The 24,058-nt window shown below is 70.1% G+C and carries 26 protein-coding genes and 1 tRNA gene; 11 read left to right on the top strand and 16 right to left on the bottom strand.

The window, feature by feature from the left end; translation table 11 throughout:
• The first annotated feature begins 51 nt into the window (after positions 1–51).
• A complete protein-coding gene (locus tag DEJ04_RS10475) occupies positions 52–906 on the top strand; it encodes a DeoR/GlpR family DNA-binding transcription regulator (protein WP_111047023.1) in 855 nt (284 codons plus the stop codon).
• On the top strand, positions 903–1,835 hold the full coding sequence (locus DEJ04_RS10470) for an aldose 1-epimerase family protein (protein ID WP_111047022.1): 933 nt from the start codon (positions 903–905) through the stop codon (positions 1,833–1,835). Before DEJ04_RS10475 ends, DEJ04_RS10470 begins: the two co-directional genes overlap by 4 nt.
• 88 nt (positions 1,836–1,923) lie before the next feature.
• Here the strand turns inward: DEJ04_RS10470 and DEJ04_RS10465 are convergent, their stop codons facing one another.
• The 4 genes from DEJ04_RS10465 to DEJ04_RS18200 all read right to left on the bottom strand — a co-directional run bounded on the left by DEJ04_RS10465 (position 1,924) and on the right by DEJ04_RS18200 (position 3,646).
• Complete coding sequence (locus DEJ04_RS10465) at positions 1,924–2,244, bottom strand: hypothetical protein (protein ID WP_027466636.1); 321 nt, start codon at positions 2,242–2,244, stop codon at positions 1,924–1,926.
• Positions 2,245–2,420: 176 nt separating this feature from the next.
• Positions 2,421–3,257: an SGNH/GDSL hydrolase family protein gene (locus DEJ04_RS10460; protein ID WP_181437790.1), complete on the bottom strand. Its 837-nt coding sequence runs from the start codon at positions 3,255–3,257 to the stop codon at positions 2,421–2,423.
• 101 nt (positions 3,258–3,358) lie between these two features.
• A tRNA-Lys gene (locus DEJ04_RS10455) sits at positions 3,359–3,431 on the bottom strand.
• A 53-nt stretch (positions 3,432–3,484) separates the two neighbouring features.
• A complete protein-coding gene (locus tag DEJ04_RS18200) occupies positions 3,485–3,646 on the bottom strand; it encodes a hypothetical protein (RefSeq protein ID WP_017888098.1) in 162 nt (53 codons plus the stop codon).
• A gap of 127 nt (positions 3,647–3,773) precedes the next feature.
• Between DEJ04_RS18200 and DEJ04_RS10450 the strand changes: the two genes are divergently transcribed.
• From DEJ04_RS10450 to DEJ04_RS10440, 3 genes are all read left to right on the top strand, one after another.
• On the top strand, positions 3,774–4,403 hold the full coding sequence (locus tag DEJ04_RS10450) for a hypothetical protein (protein WP_027466634.1): 630 nt from the start codon (positions 3,774–3,776) through the stop codon (positions 4,401–4,403).
• Positions 4,404–4,946: 543 nt separating this feature from the next.
• Positions 4,947–5,546, top strand: coding sequence for an ECF RNA polymerase sigma factor SigK (gene sigK, locus DEJ04_RS10445; RefSeq protein ID WP_027466633.1), 600 nt, complete (start codon positions 4,947–4,949; stop codon positions 5,544–5,546).
• Positions 5,543–6,418 (top strand): anti-sigma factor domain-containing protein, encoded by an 876-nt coding sequence (locus DEJ04_RS10440; protein WP_111047020.1) that lies wholly within the window; start codon positions 5,543–5,545, stop codon positions 6,416–6,418. The genes sigK and DEJ04_RS10440 overlap by 4 nt, the downstream gene beginning before the upstream one ends.
• A gap of 274 nt (positions 6,419–6,692) precedes the next feature.
• On the opposite strand, the gene pstB is transcribed toward DEJ04_RS10440, so the two are convergent.
• The 9 genes from pstB to DEJ04_RS10395 form a co-directional block, all read right to left on the bottom strand.
• Positions 6,693–7,472 carry a phosphate ABC transporter ATP-binding protein PstB gene (gene pstB, locus DEJ04_RS10435; protein ID WP_027466631.1) on the bottom strand — a complete coding sequence of 260 codons (780 nt, stop codon included), beginning with the start codon at positions 7,470–7,472 and terminating at the stop codon, positions 6,693–6,695.
• Positions 7,473–7,521: 49 nt separating this feature from the next.
• A complete protein-coding gene (gene pstA, locus DEJ04_RS10430; protein ID WP_111024123.1) occupies positions 7,522–8,607 on the bottom strand; it encodes a phosphate ABC transporter permease PstA in 1,086 nt (361 codons plus the stop codon).
• A 13-nt stretch (positions 8,608–8,620) separates the two neighbouring features.
• The gene (pstC, locus tag DEJ04_RS10425; RefSeq protein WP_111039029.1) at positions 8,621–9,571 is read right to left on the bottom strand and encodes a phosphate ABC transporter permease subunit PstC; all 951 of its coding nucleotides are present in this window, start codon (positions 9,569–9,571) and stop codon (positions 8,621–8,623) included.
• A gap of 195 nt (positions 9,572–9,766) precedes the next feature.
• Positions 9,767–10,873, bottom strand: a complete 1,107-nt coding sequence (gene pstS / locus DEJ04_RS10420) for a phosphate ABC transporter substrate-binding protein PstS (protein WP_071404717.1) — start codon at positions 10,871–10,873, stop codon at positions 9,767–9,769.
• Between the two features lie 340 nt (positions 10,874–11,213).
• On the bottom strand, positions 11,214–12,161 hold the full coding sequence (locus DEJ04_RS10415; RefSeq protein WP_071404718.1) for an NUDIX domain-containing protein: 948 nt from the start codon (positions 12,159–12,161) through the stop codon (positions 11,214–11,216).
• The gene (locus DEJ04_RS10410; protein WP_071404719.1) at positions 12,158–14,323 is read right to left on the bottom strand and encodes an RNA degradosome polyphosphate kinase; all 2,166 of its coding nucleotides are present in this window, start codon (positions 14,321–14,323) and stop codon (positions 12,158–12,160) included. Before DEJ04_RS10410 ends, DEJ04_RS10415 begins: the two co-directional genes overlap by 4 nt.
• Before the next feature lie 116 nt (positions 14,324–14,439).
• A complete protein-coding gene (locus DEJ04_RS10405; RefSeq protein WP_111047019.1) occupies positions 14,440–15,033 on the bottom strand; it encodes a hypothetical protein in 594 nt (197 codons plus the stop codon).
• 83 nt (positions 15,034–15,116) lie between these two features.
• The gene (gene mshD, locus DEJ04_RS10400; RefSeq protein WP_111047018.1) at positions 15,117–15,959 is read right to left on the bottom strand and encodes a mycothiol synthase; all 843 of its coding nucleotides are present in this window, start codon (positions 15,957–15,959) and stop codon (positions 15,117–15,119) included.
• Positions 15,959–16,642, bottom strand: a complete 684-nt coding sequence (locus DEJ04_RS10395) for a response regulator transcription factor (protein WP_017888078.1) — start codon at positions 16,640–16,642, stop codon at positions 15,959–15,961. Before DEJ04_RS10395 ends, mshD begins: the two co-directional genes overlap by 1 nt.
• A 178-nt stretch (positions 16,643–16,820) precedes the next feature.
• On the opposite strand from DEJ04_RS10395, the gene DEJ04_RS10390 reads away from it, so the two are divergent.
• The 3 genes from DEJ04_RS10390 to DEJ04_RS10380 all read left to right on the top strand — a co-directional run bounded on the left by DEJ04_RS10390 (position 16,821) and on the right by DEJ04_RS10380 (position 18,923).
• Positions 16,821–17,102: a hypothetical protein gene (locus DEJ04_RS10390; protein WP_128780538.1), complete on the top strand. Its 282-nt coding sequence runs from the start codon at positions 16,821–16,823 to the stop codon at positions 17,100–17,102.
• A 136-nt stretch (positions 17,103–17,238) separates the two neighbouring features.
• On the top strand, positions 17,239–17,841 hold the full coding sequence (locus DEJ04_RS10385; RefSeq protein WP_111047017.1) for an FABP family protein: 603 nt from the start codon (positions 17,239–17,241) through the stop codon (positions 17,839–17,841).
• Positions 17,841–18,923 (top strand): folate-binding protein YgfZ, encoded by a 1,083-nt coding sequence (locus DEJ04_RS10380; protein WP_111047016.1) that lies wholly within the window; start codon positions 17,841–17,843, stop codon positions 18,921–18,923. The genes DEJ04_RS10385 and DEJ04_RS10380 overlap by 1 nt, the downstream gene beginning before the upstream one ends.
• Positions 18,924–19,018: 95 nt before the next feature.
• On the opposite strand, the gene DEJ04_RS10375 is transcribed toward DEJ04_RS10380, so the two are convergent.
• Positions 19,019–19,792 carry a class I SAM-dependent methyltransferase gene (locus tag DEJ04_RS10375; protein ID WP_110863119.1) on the bottom strand — a complete coding sequence of 258 codons (774 nt, stop codon included), beginning with the start codon at positions 19,790–19,792 and terminating at the stop codon, positions 19,019–19,021.
• 44 nt (positions 19,793–19,836) lie between these two features.
• On the opposite strand from DEJ04_RS10375, the gene DEJ04_RS10370 reads away from it, so the two are divergent.
• Positions 19,837–20,583, top strand: a complete 747-nt coding sequence (locus DEJ04_RS10370) for a phosphoglyceromutase (RefSeq protein ID WP_111029059.1) — start codon at positions 19,837–19,839, stop codon at positions 20,581–20,583.
• A gap of 183 nt (positions 20,584–20,766) precedes the next feature.
• Here DEJ04_RS10370 and DEJ04_RS10365 read toward each other — a convergent pair whose 3' ends face one another.
• Together DEJ04_RS10365 and phoU are read right to left on the bottom strand one after the other, a co-directional pair.
• Positions 20,767–21,315 (bottom strand): AAA family ATPase, encoded by a 549-nt coding sequence (locus DEJ04_RS10365; protein WP_111047015.1) that lies wholly within the window; start codon positions 21,313–21,315, stop codon positions 20,767–20,769.
• Between the two features lie 69 nt (positions 21,316–21,384).
• Positions 21,385–22,053: a phosphate signaling complex protein PhoU gene (gene phoU, locus DEJ04_RS10360; RefSeq protein ID WP_027466613.1), complete on the bottom strand. Its 669-nt coding sequence runs from the start codon at positions 22,051–22,053 to the stop codon at positions 21,385–21,387.
• Positions 22,054–22,199: 146 nt separating this feature from the next.
• Here phoU and DEJ04_RS10355 point away from each other — a divergent pair, with 146 nt between their 5' ends.
• Positions 22,200–23,366, top strand: coding sequence for a cell wall metabolism sensor histidine kinase WalK (locus DEJ04_RS10355; protein ID WP_071404724.1), 1,167 nt, complete (start codon positions 22,200–22,202; stop codon positions 23,364–23,366).
• On the top strand, positions 23,363–24,043 hold the full coding sequence (locus DEJ04_RS10350) for a response regulator transcription factor (RefSeq protein ID WP_027466611.1): 681 nt from the start codon (positions 23,363–23,365) through the stop codon (positions 24,041–24,043). The genes DEJ04_RS10355 and DEJ04_RS10350 overlap by 4 nt, the downstream gene beginning before the upstream one ends.
• Positions 24,044–24,058 lie beyond the last annotated feature (15 nt).

The raw sequence follows: 24,058 nt of genomic DNA, 5'->3' as shown, positions 1-24,058 counted from the left end.
CGCCCATCCGAAGCGTTGCGAAAGACATCGGAAGCAAGCGAAACTGTGCACATGACGGACGCCGACCTCTCCTTCCTCGCCGGCGCGCTGCCCGCGCCCCTCCGGCAGGACCGCATCGTCGCGATCGTCGACGGCGCCCCCGGCATGGTCCGGACGGCCGCGTTGGCCGCGTCCCTCGGCACCAGCGAGGTGACGGTCCGCCAGGACCTCGCCGTCCTCGACCAGGAGGCCCGGATCCGGCGGGTGCACGGAGGCGCGGTCCGCCTCGGGGCCGGGTCCACCGAGCGCCCCTTCGAGGAGACCGCCGTCGAGCACCAGGTGGCCAAGGCCGCCATCGGCCGTGCGGCCGCTGCGCTGGTCCGCCCGGGGGAGTGCGTCGTCCTCGACGTCGGCACCACGCCGGCCGCCGTCGCCGAGGCCCTCGTGGCGCGCACCGAGCTCACCGGCGTCACGGTCGTCACGAACTCCCTCACCACGGCGCTCGCGCTCGAGCGTGCGGTCCCGCGCTTCACCGTGATCGTCACCGGCGGCACCCTCCGGCCCCTGCAGCACTCGCTCGTCGCCCCCTTCAACGGCGCGGTCCTACCGATGATCGCCGCGGACGTCGTGTTCCTCGGCGGGACCGGACTCGACGTCGACCACGGCCTGACGAACGTGAACCTGCCCGAGACCGAGGCCAAGCGGATGCTCGCGGCGACGGCCCGGCGTACGGTCGTGGTCGCGGACGGGTCGAAGTTCGGCCGGGCCCACATCGGGGTCGTCCGCGCGCTCGAGGACATCGACGTCGTCGTCACCGCCGAGGCCGACGCCGCCGCGGTCGCCACGATCCGGGCGGCCGGGGCCCAGGTGATCGTCGCCGACGGCGAGCAGCACACCGAACCAGCCGGAAGGAAGAACACCCCATGACCGCAGCACCCACGGGTGGCCAGTACCGCCTCCACCACGCCGGACCCGACGGGGTCGTCGAAGCCGTGGTCACCGAGGTCGCCGCGGGCATCCGCGAACTCCGCGTCGCCGGCTTCGACATCACCGAGCCGTTCCCCGTGACCGAGCAGCCGCCGGGGGCGAACGGCATCGTCCTGGCGCCCTGGCCGAACCGCGTCGCCGGTGGTGTGTGGGAGTTCGACGGCAAGCGGCAGCAGCTCGACGTCTCGGAGCCGAAGTACGGCAACGCGTCGCACGGACTGCTCCGGTTCGCCCCGTACCGGGTGGTCTCGCAGACCGAGACGTCGATCCAGCAGGAAGCGACGATCCACCCGCAGCACGGGTGGCCCTTCACCCTCGAGACGCGCGTGCTGCACGAACTCGTCGACGACGGCATCCGTGTCACACACGAGGTCACGAACCGTTCGGGCGTGCGCGCACCCTTCGCTGTCGGCGCGCACCCGTACCTGCGTGCCGGTGACACCCCCGCCGACGACCTGGTCGTCACGCTCGACGCCGCGACCGCCTTCACCGTCGACGAGCAGAAGGTCCCGAACGGTTCGGTGCCGGTCAAGGGCACGCCGTACGACCTGCGCCAGGGGCGACGTGCCGGGGACTCGGACCTCGACACCGCCTACACGGACGTCACCCCCGACGCCGACGGGATCCGCCGCACGACGATGCACGGGCCGGAGGGCGACGGGGTCGAGCTCTGGCAGGACGCCTCGTTCCCCTACGTGCAGGTCTTCACCTCGCGCGAGTACCCGCGGGGCGACGGGAAGGGCCTGGCGGTCGCGGTCGAACCGATGACGGCGCCCGCGAACGCCCTGAACTCGGGCGAGGGCCTGCGCTGGCTCGAGCCGGACGAGACCTGGACCGGTTCGTGGGGGATCCGCCGCGTCTGGTCCTGAGGACTCCGGTCAGCTCGCACCGCTGACACGACGAAGGCCCCGCCGGGTGTCCGGCGGGGCCTTCATCGTTCGTGTCGGACGCCGGGCGTCAACCGCGGCGCATCCGGAGTGCCTCGACCGCGAGGGACTCGGTCGCGTACCGGCCGACCTCGTGCGCCCACGCCGGGTCGTCGCCACGGAGCGCGATGAAGTCCTTGCGCTGCCGGCAGACGTAGCCGAGCACGGCGGTGGCCGTCGCGACCTCGATGAAGTCCTTGCGGATGTGGCGGGTCGTGACCTGGGCGTTGCGGCGGAGCGTGTCGAGCAGGAGCTCGTTGCTCATCGTCGTGTTGGTCGCTGCTGCGAGCTCGACGATGCGGCGCGCGTCACCGGTGGTGCTGGTCTGCGTGGCTTCGATGGGCTCGATCACGGTGTACCCCGTTCGTTCGTGGTGGTGCTGTGCTGCAGGATCCGGTGATCGGATCCGGGAACGACACTATCGGCGGCAGCCCAACAATCCGCTGAGGGCGGGCTGTGGTGGGCAGGGGATCTCCCATGAGCCCGCTGGGGACGGGTTGTACCCCGTTCAGGAGCAGATGGCGCCGCTCAGACGCAGCGGGCGCTGCCGACGGGTGCGCCGAGGACGTCGAGGGACTCGCCGACGCGGTCCGCCAGGTACTGGTAGCCGGCGTCGTTCGGGTGGCCGCCGTCGACGGCGGAGTACCCCGGACTGTTGCTCGACGTGAACCACCTGCCGGCGAGGGCGTCAACGTAGGGGACACCGGCGGCGGCGGCACCCGCGGAGACCGACGCGGCGACCCCGACGGTCGAGTTCGCCCACGGGAGCGGTGCTGACGGGCCGAGCGCGACGACGACGGCATCCGGCCAGGTCTGCTGCGCCGTGCGGAGAGTCCGCTCCACCGTGGCGCGGAGGGTGTCCGAGTCGACGAGCCAGTCGTTCTGGCTTCCCTGCACGATCACGAGCTGGGGGTCGAACGATGCGTGCCGCTCGAGGCGTGGCCCGTACGTGTAGTGCGACGAACCGGTCCGACCGGTGTCGACGTAGCCGGTGCCCGGGTACCCGTCGATCTTGGCCGTCCACCCACGGTCCTCGCTGAGGTCCTGTGCCCAGCCGCGGAGTCCGCTGGCCGAGCCCCGACCCGAGGTGTACGAGTCACCCACGATCAGGACGCGTGACCCGGGCTCGATCGCCGCAGCGACGCGGTCGGCCGAGACGCCGGGGGCAGCGACGGCCGAGGCCGAGGTCGACGAGGACACCGGCTGGCAGGCACTCGAGACGCTCGGCAGGATCAGCAGGAGTCCGGAGACCCCGAGTGCCATCGCGCCGAGGGCGAGTGCCGGCACCAGCTTCCGGCGGCGTCGGCGCATCGTCGCCGGGCCGGTGGGGGTGCCCGGCCGCTCGCGCTGCGATCGTCGGCCCATCCGTCGCATTCTAGACAAGAGTGCGAAGCGAGACTGGGAGGTGGGCCCCGTGGGACTCGAACCCACGACCCTCGGATGAAAAGCCGGCGTTCAGGAAGGTGTGGGCCCCGTGGGGCTCGAACCCACGACCCTCGGATTAAAAGTCCGGTGCTCTACCAACTGAGCTAGAGGCCCTCACCCGCAAGGCTAGCGGGTGAGGGCCTCCGGGACGGAACCGTCTGACCGGGTCAGCCCCGGCGTCCGGTGAGCGTCCGCAGCAGCCACGCGATGACCGCGATGATCAGCAGCACGATGCCGACGTAGAGCAGGAACTTGAGGCTCGCAGCGAAACCGCCGACGAACAGCAGGATGACTGCGATCACAGCCAGGATGATGAGCAGGGCGTTCATGGAAGATCCTCTCCTTCACGTGCAGGGAGGAGCGCCTCCCTGCCGCAACACGGTACGCGTGGCGCAGCCGTTGCGTTCTGGGCGAACGGGACGCGGGCGTGTCACCGGCCGCGCCTACACTGCTGCGGTGCCTCGCGATCACCACCGTCCCGTCCACTTCACCGACGCCGAGTTCGCCGCCATCCAGGGCGGTGAGGACCCGGCGCTCGTGAACCGTGTCGCGCACGAGACCGCGAACGCCCTGCTGCACCGCGTGCGCGAGGACCCGGACCCCGCCGTGGTCGAGCGGCTCGTCACCTACACCGACGTGCACGGCATCGACGCCATCGCGGAACTGTGGGCACGGGTCGGGGCACACACCCTGCCGGGGGCGCTCTGGCGGGTGTACCTCGTGCGCATCGTCATCCGGCAGAACCCGGAGGAGATCGCGTACCTGTTCGAGCGGGGCACGGCGCAGATCGGCACGATCGACCAGGCGGTCGCGGGTGCCGAGGAACCGACGGGGCCGGCGGAGATCCTGACGCTCGCCGACCGCATCCTGCACGGCCTGTACACGGGCGACCTCGCGGTGGCGCTCGACCGCGGGGCGTCGTTCTGCCGACTGACCGCCGCCGGCGCGACCGCCGTGGCGGACGAGTCCGACCTGGTGGCATCCGAGCGCGCGAGCGAACTCACGACGCGGGCGCTCCGCCTGACGGAGCTGGCGGCCGACCTGACCGAGGCTGCGGCGCTCTGGCGCCGCGACAGCCTGGACTGAGCGAGCGGCGGGGCGGACCCGCACCGGGCCTCCAGGCCAGGGCCGCGCAGCAGCGCGATGACGCGCCAGGCCAAGGGCCGCGCAGCAGAAAACCCGGACGCGACCGCGTCCGGGCACAAAAAGACCGGGCCGCAGAAGCGCCTCTCGGCGCGAGGCCGCTCGAAGCGGCGAATTTTGGAGCCCGGGGCTTGCTGCGGCCCGGCGAGACCAAGTCTACGAGACGTCGGCTGATCACTCGACCCTGTTCACTCATGGTGGACAGAACCGGCCCCGGGCGTGCCCGCGCGCACCCCGGTGCAGGCCCGCCGCGCCCATCCCGTCGAGAAATCCCGACCCCCATCCAATCCACAGCGGGGACCGCACCGAATCATCTGCGTGACGGACGGAATGCCCGTCACGAAGCGAGAGGCCCGGTGTGACCCGGACCGGCACCGCCGGTCAATTCCCTGTGGGTCACGCCGGCCCCTCGTCTCGACCGCCCATGCGGGGGCTTCGTGCTACCCGCCTGGTCAACGAAAGCAACCGAGAGGAGGGAAACCTGCAATGCTTGCCCTCGTGGATAGCGACACCGAACGCTGGAGCTCGTCAGAGCCAGCTCAGGCATCGCCGGACGACCTCCTCGCCCGGGTCGCCGCCGGTGACCAAGCCGCCTTCGCGGACCTCTACGACGCACTCTCCGGTCGGGTCCTCGGTCTGATCACGCGCCTCCTCCGGGACCGCGCGCAGTCGGAAGAGGTCACGCAGGAGGTCTTCCTGGAGGTCTGGCAGCAGGCCACCCGCTTCGACCGGAAGCGTGGGACGGCCGCCAGCTGGGTCCTCACCATGGCCCACCGCCGAGCGGTCGACCGGGTCCGTGCCTCGCAGTCGTCGCACGACCGCGACACCAAGATCGGCATCCGCGACCTCGAGGCCGGTTTCGACCAGGTCTCCGAGTCCGTGGAGATCCGCATCGAGCACGAGCGCGTCGGCCGAGCGCTGGCGAAGCTCACCGAGTTCCAGCGGCAGGCCGTGCAACTCGCGTACTACGGCGGCTACTCGCACAGCGAGATGGCCGAACACCTCGGTGTCCCCATCGGCACCGTCAAGACCCGTCTCCGTGACGGGATGATCCGACTCCGAGACGAGATGGGGGTGACCTCATGACCGAACGCCACGACGACCCCGCACTGATGACGGGTTCCCACGCACTCGACGCGCTGTCCGACGACGAGCGCGCGCTCCTCGAGGACGCCCTCCGGACGTCCCCCGAGCTGCAGGCCGAGAACGACTCCCTGCGCGAGACCGCGCTGCAGCTCGCCTACGCCGTCGCACCGATCGAGCCCCCCGCGTCGCTAAAGGCGTCGCTGCTGGCCCGGATCGCGACGACCCCCCAGGCCGCGCCCCTCGCCGACAGGACGGTCGACCAGACTCCGGTCGCCGAGACCACCTCCGTCCAGGAGGCCCGTCCCGAGCCCGCCAGGCACGTCGCCTCGATCGCCGACGGCCCCACCGCCGGTGGCCGGGCATCGTCCGAGGCTCGCCGTCGCTGGTTCCAGCGTCCGGCGGTCATGCTGACGGCCGCAGCTGCCGTCGCCGCGGTCTTCTTCGGCGGACTCGGCGTCGGATCGATCTTCGACCCGAACGGCTCCGGCACCGGCACCACGCAGGCCTCGAGCGGCCTCGACCGCATCTACGCCGCCTCAGACTTCCAGCGCACCACGACCAAGGTCGCGGGCGGCGGTTCGGCGACGGTCGTGTGGTCGAACGACCTCGGCAAGTCCGCGGTGATCCTCGACGGTGTCGAGCAGGCGCCGAAGGGCAAGACGTACGAGCTCTGGTACATCGGCTCCGAGGAGCAGGGCGGCACCATCAAGTCGGCCGGCCTGGTCGACGGTGCTGCTGACGGTGTGCACTCCGCCGTGCTCAAGGGCGCGATGTCCGAGGGCGCGACGATCGGGATGACGGTCGAGCCCGAGGGCGGTTCCGAGCAGCCGACCACCTCGCCGATCATGGCGGTCCCCACCACCACGGCCTGACGCATTCCGGAAGGTGCCCGTGCAGTCGATGCGCGGGCACCTTTCGTCGTTCCACGAGTCGATCGACGCGCGGACTGTCGGAACATGCGCACGCAACGTCTGCGTGCGCATCGAGCGACGAACCACGAGTCGATCGACGCGTGGATCGTCGGAACATGCGCACGTCCCGCGGGTCGCCGTCGCACCCGGCGCAACCACGAAGGCCCGGTGCGCGTCCGTGGCGGACGTGCACCGGGCCTCCAGGCCGTCCGTCAGCGCGACGGACGGATGCCGATCACCCGAAGCGGCCCGAGACGTAGTCCTCGGTGGCCTGCACGGACGGGTTCGAGAACATCGTCGCGGTGTCGTCGAACTCGATGAGCTTGCCGGGGGCGCCGGTGCCGGCGATGTTGAAGAACGCCGTCTTGTCGCTGACGCGCGACGCCTGCTGCATGTTGTGGGTCACGATCACGATCGTGAACTCCTTCTTGAGCTCCTCGATCAGGTCCTCGATGGCGAGGGTCGAGATCGGGTCGAGGGCCGAGCAGGGCTCGTCCATCAGGAGCACGTCCGGCTCGACCGCGATCGCGCGGGCGATGCAGAGACGCTGCTGCTGCCCACCGGACAGGCCCATGCCGGGCTTGTCGAGGCGGTCCTTGACCTCGTTCCACAGGTTCGCACCCTGCAGCGAGCGTTCGACGATGTCGTCGGCCTCGGAGCGGGAGACGCGCTTGTTGTTGAGCTTCACGCCCGCCAGCACGTTGTCGCGGATCGACATCGTGGGGAACGGGTTCGGACGCTGGAAGACCATGCCGACCTGACGACGGACGAGCACGGGGTCGACGCCGGCGCCGTACAGGTCGTCGCCGTCGATCTTGACCGAGCCCTCGACCCATGCGCCGGGGATGACCTCGTGCATGCGGTTCAGGGTGCGGAGGAAGGTGGACTTGCCGCAGCCCGACGGGCCGATGAAGGCCGTGACGGTGCGGGGCTCGATGGTGATGTCGACACCCTCGACCGCCTTGAACTTCGAGTAGTAGACGTTGAGGCCGTCGACCTCGATGCGCTTGGACACGTTGATCCTTCTGGGTGGGTGGTGTCGCTGGTTCCGCGGGGGCGGAGGGTCAGCGGCTGAGCTTGGGGGCGAAGAGACGGGTGATGAACCGGGCGAGCAGGTTGAGCAGCATCACGATCAGGATGAGCACGAGGGCCGCGGTCCAGGCCCGGTCGACGAACGGCACCGGGTTGGCGCCCTGCTGCGAGTACTGCGTGTACGCGTACACCGGCAGGGTCATCATCGGGTCACGGAACAGGTTGTAGTTCATGCTCGCGGTGAAGCCGGCCGTGACGAGCAGCGGGGCGGTCTCACCGATGACGCGGGCGATCGAGAGCATGACGCCGGTGGTGATGCCGGCGAGGCTGGTGGGGAGCACGACCTTGAGGATCGTGAGGTACTTCGGCACCCCGAGGGCGTACGAGGCCTCGCGGAGTTCCATCGGGACGATCTTCAGCACCTCTTCGGTGGAGCGCACGACGATCGGGATCATCAGCACCGACAGGGCGACGGAGCCGACCAGGCCGAAGCGGGCACCCGGGCCGAGGAACAGCGCGAAGAGCGCGTAGGCGAACAGGCCGGCGACGATCGACGGGATGCCCGTCATGACGTCGACGAAGAACGTGATGCCCTTCGCCAGTGCGCCGCGCCCGTACTCGACCAGGTAGATCGAGGTGAGCAGGCCGATCGGCACCGAGATGAGCGCCGCGAACAGCGTGATCTCGAGCGTGCCGATGAGGGCGTGGACTGCGCCGCCGCCCTCGGAGATGACCCCGCGCATCGAGTACGAGAAGAAGTTCGCGTCGAAGCGGGCGACGCCCTTGGCGATGACCGTCCAGAGCAGCGACACCAGCGGCAGGACCGCGATGACGAACGCCGTGATGACGAGCGAGGTGACCAGGCGGTCGACCGCCTTGCGGCCACCCTCGACGATGCGCGAGATGACGACGATGAGGACGTCGAACAGGACCGTGCCGAGGAAGATCGCGGCGACGACGTTGAAGTCCTTGACGGCGCCACCCGCGTTGAGCAGGGCGAAGACCAGGACGAGGGCGACCCAGCTGCCGACGAGGAGCAGCCACGGGACGGAGGCGTGCAGCTTGCCGTTGGCGTAGACGTTGCCGGCGGTGCCGGTCTGACGGAGCGCGAGGGACATCGGGTGCGACCTCTCAGCTGACTCGGCTGCGGACGATGTACCGCGCGAGCATGTTGATGACCAGGGTGATGACGAAGAGGATCAGACCCGACGCGATGAGGGCGTTCAGGGCCGTGCCGGATGCCTCGGCGAACTGCAGGGCGATGTTCGCGGCGATCGTCGAGGGGTTCTGCGACGTCAGCATCTGGAACGTGACGTTCGTCGAGACCGACAGCACCAGCGCGATCGCCATCGTCTCGCCGAGAGCACGACCGAGGCCGAGCATGATCGCGGAGACGATGCCGGACTTCGCGAACGGCAGGACCGACAGGCGGATCATCTCCCAGCGGGTCGCGCCGAGGGCCAGGGCCGCTTCCTCGTTGAGGGTCGGGGCCTGCAGGAAGATCTCACGCATGACCGCGGTCATGATCGGGATCGCCATGACGGCGAGGACGATCGACGCGGTCAGGATCGTACGACCGGTGCCGGACACCTGGCCGGAGAACAGCGGGAACCAGCCGATGTACTCGTTCAGGAACACGTAGAACGGCTTCACCAGGGGCGCCAGCACGGCGATGCCCCAGAGGCCGTAGACGACCGACGGCACCGCGGCCAGCAGGTCGATCACGTAGCCGAGGACCGGCGCGAGTCGACGCGGCGCGAAGTGCGAGATGAAGAGGGCGATCCCGAGGGACAGCGGCACGGCGATCACGAGCGCGATGAGCGCTGACCAGACGGTGCCGAAGACCAGGGGGCCGACGAAGTCCCAGAAGTTCGTGGCCTTGCCCGGCAGCTCGCCGACCTTGGCGGAGAAGGCCGGGATGCTCTGCCAGACGAGGAACGCGGCGACGAGCACGAGCACGAAGAGGATGAGGCCGCCGGCGATGACCGAGGCGGCAGAGAAGACGCGGTCGCCGACACGGACGACGGGCTTCGGCTTGATCGGGGTGACGGTGGCCCCTGGCTGGGCCGGTGCGGTCGTCATGGGGTACTCCTGTCGGAGGAACGCCGGGGGAGGCGACGGGTTCTGGGGTGGTGGTGCGCGTCCGGGCCGTGGGCCCGGACGGGTGCGCGTCCGGGTGGGTCCTGGACGGGTTCGCGTCCGGGTGGGGTCCTGGACGGCTGAGTGCCCGGACGCCGGTCGAGTGGGTGGGACCGGCGTCCGGGCGCTCAGGGGGCCTTACTTGATGGAAGCGACCGCGTCCTTGGCCTTCGACGCGAGGTCGGAGGAGAGGGCGGCCGACTTGGCCTCCTTGGCAGCGGCGTCCTGAGCGGCGCTCGAGACGACGTAGTCGAGGTAGCCCTTCACGAGCTCGGCCTTGTCGGCGTCCTTGTACTCCTGGCACGCGATGGCGTAGGAGACGAGGACCAGCGGCCAGGCACCGTCAGCGGTGTCCTTGCGGTCGATGTCGATCGCGAGGTCGTTGTCCTCACGGCCGGTCGCGATCTTCGAGTCGGCGACGACCTGCGCGGCGCCGTCGGCCGAGATCTCGGTCGCCTTGTCGCCGACCATCAGCTTCGCGCGGTCGAGGTCACCCGCACCGGAGTCGTCGATGTAGGTGATGGCGTTGGTGGCGTTGCCCATCGCGGAGGCGACACCGGAGGTGCCCTTCGCGCTGTCACCGACCGAGTACGGGAAGGTCTGGCTGGGCTCTTCGGTCCAGACGTCCGAGGCGTTCGCGGAGACGTACTCCGAGAAGTTCTGCGTGGTGCCCGAGTCGTCGGAGCGGTGGACGACCGTGATGTCGGCGTCCGGCAGCTTCGCGTCCTTGTTCAGGTCGGCGATCTCGGAGTCGTCCCACTTGGTGATCTTGCCCGAGAAGATGCCCGCGATGGTCTTCGCGTCGAGGGTCAGGTCGCTGACGCCGTCGACCTTGTACGCGATGGCGATCGGGGAGATGTAGACGGGGATGTCGATGCCCTTGGTGTCCGCCTTGCAGGACTCGAACTTGCCCGAGAGCTCCTCGTCCTTCAGCGCGGCGTCCGAGCCGGCGAAGTCCGCGGCTCCCGACATGAAGTTCTCGCGACCAGCGCCCGAGCCGTCCGGGGTGTAGTTCACGGTGACGCCCGAGGCCTCGTTCTGGAAACCGGCGGCCCAGGTGGCCTGCGCGGTCTGCTGTGCCGACGAGCCGGAGCCGGTCAGGGTGCCGGAGAGCTTCGAGTAGTCGCTGCCGCTGGTGGAGGAGGACTCGGTGCTGCCCGCGTCCTCGTTTGCCGCGCACGAGGAGAGCACGACTGCGCCGGCGATCGCGATTGCTGCGATCGAACCGATTCGCTTGATGTTCACAGGGGTCCCTTCGGGAATGGAATGCAGTGGGACCACTGCGGTCCCTGGGCCGGTGCCGACCCGGGAGCGACTGTAGGGACGCGAGGTGACCGCAATCACCCCCGCTGGTGAACGGGAGGTGAACGAGGGGTTGTCCACGTCGGGGCGGCGTGCGCCGCTCCCGCGCAGGGAGCAGGATCGGGGGCACTGTGCGCTCGTTCGGAAGATGCGCACGCATGATCGCGGACGAGCGGTCGGGAGGCCCGGATCGCGTTCCCGGGCGCGGCGCGGCCCCGTCGCGTGGCCGGGTACCGGGCGGCTGCGCTGCGGTCCGGTGGCGCTGCGGTCTGGCGGTCGCCGGTTACGCCGGGATCGTGTTGCGGTGCGTCTCGACCGCGACGAGGGTGTCCCCCGCGATGTGCATGACGGAGAAGTCCCCGACCGACAGCATCGCGGCGCGGCGCAGGTCGAAGCGGCCGGAGTCGTCGGCGGTCGCGGTGGCGATCCGGGCGATGATGTCGGGCAGCACCGGGCCGTGCGAGCAGAGGACGGCGGTCTTGCCCTTGTCGAGCCGGCGCCGGACGACGCCCTTGACGTCGGCGGCGCCGCGGTCGTGGGCGTCCTGGCTGATGTCGGCGGTGCTCGAGACCCCGAGCTTCGTCGCGGCGGACAGCGGTTCGACGGTCGCGAGGCACCGCGCCGCCGTGCTGCTCACGATCTTCTTCGGGCCGAACGCCGCGACCGGTGCCGCGGCGGCCTTGGCCTGCGAACGGCCGACGGGCAGCAGTGGACGGGTGGCGTCGGGGCCGTCCCAGTCCGAGCCGGGCACCGTCTTCGCGTGGCGCAGGGTGATCAGGGCGAACGTGCGGTGCTGTCCGGCGGCGGCGCGTTCGGCGAACCGGTCGAGGATCGCGACGTCCCGCTCGTACGTCAGGCGGTTGCGGGCGTCGTCGATGGTGACCCACTCGAGCGCCGCGACCTCGTGGTTCGGCACGAAGGCACCGGCGCGGGCGTACTCCTTGGCCGAGACGCGGGCCGCCCAGTAGTGCACGACCTTGTCGCGGCCGTTCGGCAGCACGTACTCGGCGGTGCCGAGCGGTGCGCCGAGGTGGACGCGGTACCCGGTCTCCTCGTCGATCTCGCGCACGGCGGTCGTCGGGACGGCCTCGCCCGGGTCCACCTTGCCCTTGGGCAGGGAGACGTCCTTGTGGTGGTCGCGGTGGATGAGCAGCACGAGGGGTGTGCCGTCCTGTTCGCGCCAGACGACCGCACCCGCAGCGACGACGGGGCCCGAGGGACCGCCGCTCACCGAGTCGAGCGCTTCCGGGCCGAGATCTTCCGCATGGTCACATTCTGCACGTCCTCGAGCGGACGGCCCGCATCGTCCGTGGAGTGCCGTGTCCACTCGCCGTCGGACTCCAGGTGCCACGAGCTGGCGGTGTCGGCCATCGCCAGGTCGAACATCTCCTGCACCTCGTTGATGTGGTCCGGGGCGACCAGCCGCACGAGCGCCTCGACGCGTCGGTCGAGGTTGCGGTGCATCATGTCGGCGCTGCCGATGAACACCGCGGGGTCGCCGTCGTTGTGGAACGCGAACGCACGGGAGTGCTCGAGGTAGCGCCCGACGATGCTCCGCACGCGGATCGTGTCGCTGACGCCTTCCATGCCCGGCTTGAGCGAGCAGATGCCGCGCACCCAGACGTCGATCGGCACACCGGCCTGGCTCGCCAGGTAGAGCGCGTCGATGATCTGCTCGTCGACCATCGAGTTGACCTTGATCCGGATGCCCGAGGGCTTGCCGGCCCGGGCGTTGGCGGCCTCGGTCTGGATGCGCTTGAGCAGTCCCTTCCGCAGGTGCAGCGGTGCGACGAGCAGGCGCTTGAACTTCTTCTCGATGGCGTAGCCGGACAGCTCGTTGAACAGGCGGGTGAGGTCCTTGCCCACGGTGTCGTCCGAGGTGAAGAGCCCCATGTCCTCGTAGATGCGCGAGGTCTTCGGGTTGTAGTTGCCCGTGCCGATGTGGCTGTAGTGCTTGAGCGTCCCGCCCTCTTGCCGGATGACGAGCACGAGCTTGGAGTGCGTCTTCAGCCCCACCAGGCCGTAGACGACGTGCACGCCGGCCTTCTCGAGCTTCCGGGCCCAGGTGATGTTGTTCTGCTCGTCGAAGCGGGCCTTGATCTCGACCAGGGCGAGGACCTGCTTGCCAGCGGCCGCAGCGTCGATCAGCGCTTCGACGATGGGGCTGTCGCCGGAGGTGCGGTACAGGGTCTGCTTGATCGCCAGCACGTTCGGATCGGCCGCGGCCTGCTCGAGGAACGCCTGCACGCTCGTGGCGAAGGACTCGTAGGGGTGGTGGACGAGGACGTCGTTCGCCTTGATCGCGCGGAACAGGTCCGGCTTCGTGTTCGGCTCACCCGGCTGGAACTGCACCGGGGTGGTCGGCACGTGCTTCGGGTAGTGCAGGTCCGGACGGTTGATCTTGGAGATCTCGAACAGTCCGCCGAGGTCGAGCGGCGACGGCAGCCGGAAGACCTCTTCCTCGGTGATGTCGAGTTCACGCACGAGCAGGTCGAGGGTCACCGGGTCCATGTCCTCGGTGATCTCGAGGCGGATCGGCGGACCGAACCGGCGCCGCAGGAGCTCGCGCTCGAGGGCCTGGATGAGGTTCTCGGCCTCGTCCTCCTCGATCTCGACGTCCTCGTTGCGGGTGACCCGGAACACGTGGTGCTCGAGGACCTCCATCCCCGGGAACAGGTCGTCGAGGTGGTTCGCGATGAGGTCTTCGAGCGGGATGAAGCGCATCCGGCCGGAGTTGTCGTCGGGGAGCTTGATGAAGCGGGAGAAGTTCTGCGGCACCTTGAGACGCGCGAACTCCTGGCGCTGCGACTTCGGGTTGCGGACCCGCACCGCCAGGTTGAGCGAGAGCCCGGAGATGTAGGGGAACGGGTGCGCCGGGTCGACGGCCAGGGGCATGAGCACCGGGAATATCTGCTCGTTGAAGTACTCCCGCATCCGCTGCCGGTCGGCTTCGTCGAGGTCGGACCAGTGCTCGATGTGGATGCCCGCGGCGTCGAGGTCGGGCTTGAGCGACCCGATGAAGGCCTGGGCGTGCCGGTCCTGCAGCTCGTGGGCCTTCTTCGCGATGTCCCGCAGGACGTCGCTGGGAGCACGGCCGACGTTGGTCGGGACGGCGATGCCGGTGTCGATGCGGCGCTTCAGGCCGGCGACGCGGACCATGAAGAACTCGTCGAGGTTGGACGCGAAGATCGCCAGGAAGTTCGCCCGCTCCAGCAGGGGCTGCGTGCGGTCTTCGCCCAGCTCGAGCACGCGCTGGTTGAACCGCAGCCAACTCAGCTCGCGGTCGAAGTAGCGGTCCGTCGGCAGCGACTCGTGCTCGATCTCGACGACCTCGTCGAAGTCGTCGAGGTCGGGTGCGACGGATTCGCCGTCGAGCTGCGGTTCGGTGTCCATCCCCACATCCTGCCACCCGGCCCCTGCCACCGGAGGGGCCTCGGTGGACGCTGTGGAAACCGGCGGTGAACCGTTCGGTTGTGCAGGAACGGCCGCGACGGACCGAGGTGCTGCGCTCAGCGCGCGAAGACCTGCACGAACGCGCCCCACTGCGCCGGCGCCCGCTGCTCGAGCCACGCGCAGAACTCGGGGTAGGCGGCATCGATGGACAGGACACTGATCACCCCGCGCTGGCCGTGCACCTTGACGTCCAGGCCGCCGAAGCGGTTCGTCGTGGGCCGGATGTGCTTGATGGCAGCGGGGTCGACGGTCCGGGCGGCACGGAACATCGGCGTGACGACCAGCTGGGAGTCGTACGCCTCGACCCGGCGCCGCTTCTGCCCGACGCCCAGGTAGACGAACAGCAGCCCGAACAGCCCGATGCCGAGACCGCCGAGGAGCATCCCGATCGCGTCGGGGTCGTCGAGCAGGGCGAGTGCGGCCAGCAGGAAGAACCCGCCGACCACGATGAAGACGATCCCGATGATCCGGAGTAGCAGGTAGTTCCACCGGCGAGCGCGGACGGTGAAGAGCACGCCGTACGCCTCGTCCCCGACGACCGCCGACGGGGGGCGCTTCCGGTCGCTCTGGCGGACGAGTGCGGTGACGACGGCGGGGATGGCGACCATCGCGGCCATCGCGAGGAACACCGGCGACGGGTTGAAGTTCACCGCCCTGCCCCCGAGCGTGTGTCCGGACGTCGTCGTTCGATGGGCGATCCGCCCTGGTCCCCCTGGATCATGGGCGCAGCGTATCAGTGACCTGAGATTTGCTCCGGCGCCGCGTACTGCACGTCGATCGCGTGCTGCGTGAACCCCGAGCGCCGGTACAGCGCCAGCGCCGGCTCGTTGTCCCCCTCGACGTACAGTGCGGCGGCGGTCAGGCCGCGGCCGCGCAGCCGAGCGGTGCCCGCACGTATGAGCACTCCGCCGAGTCGCTGCCCCTGCAGGTCGGGCCGCACGGCGACGGCGTAGAACTCGCCGATGCCGTCCTCGACCTTGAGCCAGCACGAGCCGGCGAGCTGCCCAGAGGCGTCGCGGAGCAGCAGCAGGTCCTCGCCGGAGAACCAGTCGTCGGCCTCGCGGGCGTGCAGGTCGTCGAGCGTCATCCGACCCTGCTCGGGGTGGTGGGCGAAGGCGGCGGCGTTCAGCGCGAGCCAGTCGGTCTCGTCGTCGGTGCCGGGGCGGAACGCCGACAGCGAGTAGCCGTCGGGCAGCGCCACGTCGGCGTCAGCGTCGGCGGCGACGTCCACATCGGAGTCGGCGACGGGCGCCCGGAGCTGCAGCAGCGTGCGGACCGCGCGCCAGCCGAACCGGTCGGCCAGCGCACGCGCTGCCGGGTGGTCCCCGTGCGCCCACGCGAGCCGGGGAGCGGCCCCGCCGCCCAGCGCGAGTGCCTGCGTCACCAGGGCGGTGCCGATGCCCTGGCCACGGGCCTCCTGGGCGACGACGAGTTCCAGCTCGCCGTCACGGACCACCGCGACCCCGTGGTCGACGGTCAGGACGGTCGCGCGCCCCGCGCGGACGTCGACCAGCGTCTGGTCGGAGAACGGGGGAGCCTCGCCGGGGGCGACGAAGCTGTCGAGGTCGGGCAGCACTACTGCCCCATCAGGCGCTCGGCCTCGTCGTCGTAGACGTTGAAGCGGTACCCGACGTTGCGGACGGTGCCGATGAGCGACTCGAGGTCACCGAGCTTCGCGCGCAGTCGTCGGACGTGCACGTCGACCGTGCGGGTGCCACCGAAGTAGTCGTAGCCCCAGACCTCGCTGAGCAGCTGCTCGCGGGTGAAGACGCGTGACGGGTGGGTGGCGAAGAAGCGCAGGAGCTCGAACTCCTTGAACGTCAGGTCGAGCGGCCGGCCGCGCACCTTGGCGGAGTAGCTGGCCTCGTCGATGACGACACCGGACGCCTGGATCTTCGAGCTCGTCTGGCCCTTCGCCGCACGACCGGCCGACAGCCGGATGCGGGCGTCGATCTCGGCCGGTCCCGCGCTCTCGAGCACGACGTCGTCGACGTTCCAGTCGCTGTTCACCGCGGTCAGCCCGCCCTCGGTGACGACGAGCACGATCGGCGTGGTCGACCCCGACGAGGCGAGGATCTTGCACAGGGCCTTCGCGCTGACCAGGTCGGTGCGGGCGTCCACGAACATCAGGTCGCTCTGCGGGGCGTTGACCAGCTGTGCGGCCTCGGCCGGCACGTGGCGGATCCGGTGGCTCAGGAGGCCCAGGCTCGGCAGGACGTCTCCGGGCGCGGTCGAGGTGAGTACCAGGAGCTGTGCCACAGGACCTCCGGAGGTGGATGACGTCGTGGAGACATCCTAGTGATGCTCGGGAAGGACTCATCCGGCCGGACGGATTGCGCGTCATCCCGCACCGCACGGCGCGTGCACCGCACCGCACGGCGCGAGCACCGCACCGCACGGTGCGTGCGCTCCGCACGTCCCTGCCATGATGGAGCGCGTGACCGAGCCCGTGCACCCCACCGACCAGCGTCGCCTGCGGCTGACGTCCGTCCTGCCGGTCTGGGTGCTGGCGGTCGTCGGGGCCGTGCTCGTGCTGACCGTGGCCGAGCGCGACGCCTTCGCCTGGCTGCTGCTCGTCTTCGTCGCCTGCGTCATGGTCAGCTTCGTGCTGCAGCTCATCACCGCCACGAAGGACGGTCTGGTCGAACGGATCAGCATCGCTTCGTCCGGGGCGTTCGTCGTGGTCCTCGTCACCGCGGTGGTGCTCCTGGCGCGTTGAGCCGAGCCGCGTAGACTCCGAGCATGGATTCGCTGCTTGCGCTCGAGCTCTTCTACGTCGGCCTCCTCGGCCTGGCGTCGCTCGCGATCGCGTTCATCTCGGTGGTCGTCGTCGTGAAGCTGTTCAAGGGCCAGCGTTGATCGAGCTGCCCGAGGGCCTCGCCCCCGAACTGGTCCCGCTGTCGTGGCTGGTCGGCGTGTGGGAAGGCACCGGTGTGGTCGAGTACCCGGTCGGTGACGACGACGAGGTCCGGAACTACGAGTTCGGCCAGCGCGTCAGCTTCAGCCACGACGGCCTGCCGTACCTCAACTACTCGTCGACCACGTGGCTGCTCGACGACGACCACACCCCGCTCGCCGCCGAGATGGGCTACTGGCGGATCGACCGTCCGACCGAGCCGGGCGACCGCGGCCCCGCGATGCTCCTGGGCGACGGGCCCGCGCCCTTCAGCACGGTCGAGAGCGTCGAGGCACTCCGCAACACCACGGACGGCTTCGACGTCGAGGCCGCGATCATCCACCCGACGGGCGTCAACGAGCTCTACGTCGGCCGGGTGCTGAAGGGCCGGATCGACCTGTCGACCGACGCCGTGCTGCGCTCGCCGAACGCGAAGGACTACTCCGCCGCGACCCGCCTGTACGGGCTGGTCGAGGGCAAGCTCTTCTGGGCGTGGGACATCGCCGCGCTCGGTCGCGAACTCACCTCGCACGCCTCGGGGCAGCTCGCGAAGGTCGACTGATGTCGGTGTTCGCCGCGCGGGACGGCTTCGTCGCGGCCGACTCCGTCGCCGCGCACTTCGGCAACCCGATCGGGGAGCAGCGCCTGCTGACCCGGGGGCGTGCCGTCGTCGAGCTCGGACTCGGTGTCGTCACCGTCTCCGGACCGGACCGGTTGTCGTGGCTCAACTCGATCACCTCGCAGCAGCTCACCGGGTTGCCGACCGGCGTCAGCACCGAGACGCTCGTGCTCGACCAGGCCGGACGCGTCGAGCACGCGGCCCGCGTCGTCGACGACGGTGCGACGGTCTGGCTGCTCACCGAGCGCGCTGACGCTGCGCCGCTCGCCGGGTGGCTCGACTCGATGCGCTTCATGCTCCGGGTCGAGGTCGCTGACCGCTCCGACGACTTCGTCACCCTCGGCTGGTTCGGGGCGGACGCCCCGTTCGCGTCCGTCGAGTTGCCGGAACCGCCCGTCGCCGAGTGGGTCGACCCGTGGGGCGCCGTCACGCCGGGCGGATGGGGCTACGCCGACCAGGAGGCCCACCCCGGCTCCGACTGGACCCTCCGCATCGCCGTGGTCACCCCCGGCACCGCGGCCGCGATCGCGGCGTCGGACGTGCCCGTCGCGGGGTTGCTCGCGTACGAGGCGCTGCGGATCGCCGCCTGGCGCCCGACCCTGTCCGACGTCGACGAGCGGACGATCCCGCACGAGCTCGACTGGCTGCGTTCCGCCGTGCACCTGTCGAAGGGCTGCTACCGCGGGCAGGAGACCGTCGCCAAGGTCCACAACCTCGGGCACCCGCCGCGTCGGGCCGTGCTGCTGCACCTCGACGGGTCCGATGGCGTGCTGCCGGCGCCCGGCACCTCGGTGCTGCTCGACGACAAGCAGGTCGGTCGGCTGTCGGCGTCCGCGATCCACCACGAGCTCGGTCCGATCGGGCTCGCCGTGGTGAAGCGTTCCCTCGACCCCACCGCGATCCTGCGGCTCGAGGCCGACGACGTCGTGGTGACCGCGGCGCAGGAGACCATCGTCCCGCCCGAGGCCGGTGCGACGGCGAACATCCCGCGCCTGCCCCGGCTCGGAGCCGTCAAGCGCTCCTAGCTCCCCGTTGACGGTCGCAAAACACCGGTGTTCGCCGATCGCACCGCGGTTTGCGGGTGTTCGGAGCGCGAACACCGGTGTCTTGCGTCGCAGGGTCAGGCGGGCTCGACGGCCGACCACGGGACGCTGAGCTCGCCGAGCCGCCAGCGCGTCACCCCGTGCAGCACCGGCCAGCCGCGGTCACGCATCCCGCGCACCGTGGCGATCCACCGCTGCCGGGGCCCGTACGTGCCGAGCGGAGCCGCGACCGCCCACGACAGGTCGAGGTCGCGCAAGAACGCGTGCACCCGCTCGCCGGGCACGTTGCGGTGGATCAGGGCCTTGGGCAGCCGCTCGGCGACGATCGAGGGTACGTCGAGCCCGGCGAGCCGGAGCGACACCGTGAAGGTCTGCGGCGCGACGTCGTCGAGTGTCACCCACGATGCGACCCGGCCGACCTCGTTGCAGGTCCCCTCGACGAGCGCACCGCCGGGCTGCAGCCGGTCCTGCATGATCCGCCACGACCCGACCACCGCGGACTCGTCGTACTGCCGCAGCACGTTGAACGCCCGGATGACGGCGGGCCGGCGCTGCCCGGGCGTCGGGGTCTCGAAGCCACCCAGGCGGAACGTCACGCCGTCGCGGGTGCCTGCGTTCGCGAGCGCGACCCGCGAGGGCTCGATCTCGATGCCGGTCACCTCGACGTCGGGTCGGACGGCGGCCAGCCGGTCGCGCAGTTCGAGCGTGGTGGTCGGCGAGGCCCCGTAGCCGACGTCGGCGACGAGCGGGTCGTCCGTCCGGCGCAGCACCGGCAGGGTCGCGATCCACCGGTCGACGCGGCGGAGCCGGTTGTACCCGGTCGTCCCGCGCGTCACGTTCCCGATGGGCATGCGTCAAGGGTACGGGGCCGGTACCGCTCGGTAGACTCGGAGGCATGACCTCCACGCTCGTCCTGCTCCGTCACGGCAACAGTGACTGGAACCAGAAGAACCTGTTCACCGGTTGGGTCGACGTCCGGCTCAGCGAGCTGGGCGAGAAGGAGGCGAAGCGCGCCGGCGACCTCATCGCCGAGTCCGGCATCGTCCCCGACGTCCTGTACACCTCGCTCCTGACCCGTGCGATCCAGACGGCGGACATCGCGCTGCTGCAGGCCGACCTGGCCTGGCTGCCGGTGAAGCGCGACTGGCGCCTCAACGAGCGCCACTACGGCGACCTGCAGGGCAAGGACAAGGCCCAGACCCTGGCCGAGTACGGCGAGCAGCAGTTCATGGAGTGGCGCCGCTCGTTCGACGTCCCGCCGCCCCCCATCGCCGACGACGCCGAGTGGTCGCAGTTCGGTGACCGCCGCTACGCCGAGCTCGGCGACCGGCTGCCCCGCACCGAGTCACTCAAGCTCGTGATCGACCGTCTGCTGCCCTACTGGGAGTCCGACATCACGAAGGACCTCGCCGCCGGCAAGACCGTGCTGGTGACGGCCCACGGCAACTCGCTGCGGGCGCTCGTGAAGCACCTCGACGGCATCTCCGACGACGACATCGCCGGCCTGAACATCCCGACGGGCATCCCGCTGGTGTACGAGCTCGACGACGACTTCACGCCGACGAAGCCCGCGTACTACCTGGACCCCGAGGCCGCCGCAGCCGGCGCCGCCGCCGTGGCCGCCCAGGGCGCCAAGAAGTAGCACCCACGCAGAACGCCCCGTCCGGCATCCGGGCGGGGCGTTCGTGTGTGTGCGGGGCTTCGCGAAAGCGACAGTGGGTCGCGAACGTTCCGCCGACTCCTGTCGCTCTGCCAGGAGGAACGGATCGCCCCGTCGACGACCTGTCGCTTCGGCAGCGTGGTCGGCCCGACGAGCCGTGGCTGGTCAGACGAAGTGCGACGCGATCTCCTGCACCAGCGCCCCGACGTCGTAGGGCTTCGTCGTGTCGACCCGGATCACCGGCACGCCGGGAAGACCGACGGGCCGGGCGTCGTCGCCGTGCTCGTCCCAGAAGGCCAGCACGTCGGCCAGGTCCCCGTGCACCTCGTGCCGCACCGGCACGGTGCCCGGCTCGTACCGGTCGCGCAGCCGCTCCTCGGCGGTGGCGCGGTCCGTGTCGCACCACACCTCGACGGCGCGAGGCGACCCGGCGGACGCGAGTCCGGCCTCCAGGAGGTCGCGGTCACGGGACGGCAGCCAGACGGCGTCGAGGACGACCCCGTTCTCGACGGCCCGCGCCATGGACCACATCGTGTCCATCGCGATGCCGCCGAGCGGCCGCGAGGCGATCATCGGGCCGACGACGTCGGCGAGGGGCTCCTTGATGCGGTCCTTCGACAGGAACGGGCAGCCGAGCACCTCGGCGAGTGCCGTGCCGATGCTGCTCTTGCCGGAACCGGGCATGCCGTTGACGATGATCGCGACCTGGGCCATGCCACGATCCTCGCAGACCGATCGGGCCGGGTCAGACCGATCGGGTCGGGTCAGACCGATCGGGCCGGGTCAGACCGCCGCGGTCGAGGTGGACGCGCCGGTCCAGTCGCCGGTCGCCAGGTACTCGACCTTCTTGGCGATCGAGACCGCGTGGTCGGCGAAGCGCTCGTGGTAGCGGGAGGCGAGGGTCGCGTCGACGGTGTCGATCGGACCGCCCTTCCAGGCCTCGCCGAGCACGAAGTCGAAGACGCTGGCGTGCAGCTCGTCGACGGCGTCGTCCTCGTCGCGGATCTCGGCCGACAGCGCGATGTCCTCGGTGGCGAGCAGCCGCGTGAGCTTCTGCGCCATCGCGACGTCGTGCCGGCCCATCTCCTTGAAGGTGCTGCGCAGGCCCTTCGGCACGACCTTCTCGGGGAAGCGCTGGCGGGCGAGCTGCGCGATGTGCTCGGCCATGTCGCCCATGCGCTCGAGCGAGGAGCTGACGCGCAGGGCGGTGACGACGACGCGCAGGTCGCGGGCGACCGGGGCCTGGCGGGCGAGGATGTCGATCGCGATCTCATCGAGGCTGTTCGCGGCGAGGTCGATCTTCTCGTCGTCGGCGATCACCTCTTCGGCGAGGGCGACGTCGGAGTCGCTGAAGGCCTGGGTGGCTCGGGTGATGGCGGACTCGACGAGCCCGGCGATCTCGGTCAGTCGCTCCTGGACGTCCTGGAGTTCCTGCTGGAAGACTTCGCGCATGGGGGAGTACCTCTCTCTGCGTACCGGACGAGTGTCGTCAGCCCAGGTGAACGAACGGTGACGCGGGGCTGAACGCTTCGCGTTCTGGCCTTCCGCAGACGGTGAACGGTACCGGAACCCCGCATGACCATCCCTACACTGGCGGCATGGACAACGCGTGGCTCGTGCCACTGTCGATGCTCCTCGGCGGGGTCTTCGGCGCGGGCGTCGTGGTGCTGATCATCACCGCCGAGCGGACGGCACGTGCTGCCGACGTGGCGGAGCGGACCCTGCCGGACGGCGTCGCAGCGGTCATCGCGACGATGCACAACCCGGCGGTCGTCATCGACCCGTCGAACACCGTCGTCGCGGCATCCCCCCAGGCCCTCACGGCGGGGCTCGTCGTGCGCCGGCGCCTGGTGCACCACGAACTGCTCGAGCTCATCGACCGGGTGCGCAAGAGCGGGGAGATGGGGTCGGAGGACCTCGAGCTGCCGCGTGGCCGCCACGGGGAGCTCATCGGCTACCTCAGCTTCCGTGCCGCCCAGCTCGGCAACCGGTACGTCCTGCTCACGGCGGACGACCTGACCGAGAGCCGGCGCATCGACGAGGTCCGCCGCGACTTCGTCGCCAACATCTCGCACGAGCTGAAGACGCCGATCGGTGCCATCGGCCTGCTGTCCGAGACCCTCGTCCTCGCCGCCGACGACCCCGTGCACGTGAAGAAGTTCGCCGCGCAGCTCATCACCGAGTCCGAGCGGCTCGGAGCGCTGACGAAGGACATCATCGAGCTGTCCCGGCTGCAGTCCGTCGACGCGCTCGAGAACAGCGAGGAGACCGGCATCGACAAGATCGTGCAGGCCGCCATCGACGCGAACGAGGTCGTCGCCCGCGCCCGCTCGATCGAGATCATCCGTGCCAAGAAGTCGAAGCTGCGGGTGATGGGCGACCGCGGGCTCCTGCAGGTCGCGGTGTCGAACCTCATCGCCAACGCGGTGAAGTACTCGCCGGACAACACCCGCGTCGGCGTGGGCGTCCGGTCCTCGAAGGGCTTCGTCGAGATCGCCATCACCGACCAGGGCGTCGGCATCCCCGAGGCCGACCTCGACCGCGTCTTCGAACGGTTCTACCGTGTCGATCCCGCACGGTCGCGCGCCACCGGGGGCACCGGCCTCGGGCTCGCGATCGTCAAGCACGTCGTCAGCAACCACGGTGGTGACGTGCGCGTCTGGTCGCAGCCCGGCAAGGGCTCGACCTTCACCATCCGTCTGCCCGAGGCAGATCCCGAACTGACCACAGCACTCGAAGAGCAACTGGAAGAGCAGCCATCGTGACCAAGATCCTCATCGTCGACGACGAGCCGGCCCTGAGCGAGCCCCTGGAGTTCCTGCTGCAGCGTGAGGGGTACGAGACCTCCGTCGCTGCCGACGGCGTGACCGCGCTGTCGAAGTTCGACGCGGAGAACCCCGACCTGGTGCTCCTCGACCTCATGCTGCCGGGCCTGAGCGGCACCGAGGTGTGCCGGCAGATCCGGACCCGGTCGAACGCACCGATCATCATGCTGACCGCGAAGGACTCGGAGGTGGACATCGTCGTCGGGCTCGAGCTCGGCGCCGACGACTACGTGACGAAGCCGTACTCGACCCGGGAGCTGCTGGCCCGGATCCGTGCCGTGCTCCGTCGCCGCACCGAGGACGACCCGGCGGACAGCGGCATCCTGCAGGTCGGCGGCATCCGGATGGACGTCGAGCGGCACACGGTGTCGGTCGACGGGTCCGAGACCCCGATGCCGCTCAAGGAGTTCGAGCTCCTCGAGCTGCTGCTCCGGAACGCCGGCCGTGTGCTGACCCGCGGGCAGCTCATCGACCGCGTGTGGGGTTCCGACTACTTCGGCGACACCAAGACCCTCGACGTGCACATCAAGCGCATCCGCTCGAAGATCGAGCGGGTTCCGTCGACCCCCGAGATCCTGGTGACGGTCCGCGGTCTCGGGTACCGCATCGAGGCCTGAGACGGACGGACAGGA

Origin of the sequence: Curtobacterium sp. MCLR17_044 (genome assembly GCF_003234435.1) — a bacterium.
In the GTDB taxonomy this organism is placed as follows: domain Bacteria; phylum Actinomycetota; class Actinomycetes; order Actinomycetales; family Microbacteriaceae; genus Curtobacterium; species Curtobacterium flaccumfaciens.
This window is presented reverse-complemented; position numbering and strand designations above follow the sequence as displayed.

Coding starts and splice junctions, on each gene's coding strand:
- sigK (WP_027466633.1), top strand. CDS start 4,947: ATGCTTGCCCTCGTGGATAGCGACACCGAACGCTGGAGCTCGTCAGAG.
- DEJ04_RS10470 (WP_111047022.1), top strand. CDS start 903: ATGACCGCAGCACCCACGGGTGGCCAGTACCGCCTCCACCACGCCGGA.
- DEJ04_RS10440 (WP_111047020.1), top strand. CDS start 5,543: ATGACCGAACGCCACGACGACCCCGCACTGATGACGGGTTCCCACGCA.
- pstC (WP_111039029.1), bottom strand. CDS start 9,571: ATGACGACCGCACCGGCCCAGCCAGGGGCCACCGTCACCCCGATCAAG.
- DEJ04_RS10365 (WP_111047015.1), bottom strand. CDS start 21,315: ATGGCCCAGGTCGCGATCATCGTCAACGGCATGCCCGGTTCCGGCAAG.
- phoU (WP_027466613.1), bottom strand. CDS start 22,053: ATGCGCGAAGTCTTCCAGCAGGAACTCCAGGACGTCCAGGAGCGACTG.
- DEJ04_RS10380 (WP_111047016.1), top strand. CDS start 17,841: ATGTCGGTGTTCGCCGCGCGGGACGGCTTCGTCGCGGCCGACTCCGTC.
- DEJ04_RS10375 (WP_110863119.1), bottom strand. CDS start 19,792: ATGCCCATCGGGAACGTGACGCGCGGGACGACCGGGTACAACCGGCTC.
- DEJ04_RS10410 (WP_071404719.1), bottom strand. CDS start 14,323: ATGGACACCGAACCGCAGCTCGACGGCGAATCCGTCGCACCCGACCTC.
- DEJ04_RS10475 (WP_111047023.1), top strand. CDS start 52: ATGACGGACGCCGACCTCTCCTTCCTCGCCGGCGCGCTGCCCGCGCCC.
- DEJ04_RS10460 (WP_181437790.1), bottom strand. CDS start 3,257: ATGGGCCGACGATCGCAGCGCGAGCGGCCGGGCACCCCCACCGGCCCG.
- DEJ04_RS18200 (WP_017888098.1), bottom strand. CDS start 3,646: ATGAACGCCCTGCTCATCATCCTGGCTGTGATCGCAGTCATCCTGCTG.
- DEJ04_RS10355 (WP_071404724.1), top strand. CDS start 22,200: ATGGACAACGCGTGGCTCGTGCCACTGTCGATGCTCCTCGGCGGGGTC.
- pstA (WP_111024123.1), bottom strand. CDS start 8,607: ATGTCCCTCGCGCTCCGTCAGACCGGCACCGCCGGCAACGTCTACGCC.
- DEJ04_RS10370 (WP_111029059.1), top strand. CDS start 19,837: ATGACCTCCACGCTCGTCCTGCTCCGTCACGGCAACAGTGACTGGAAC.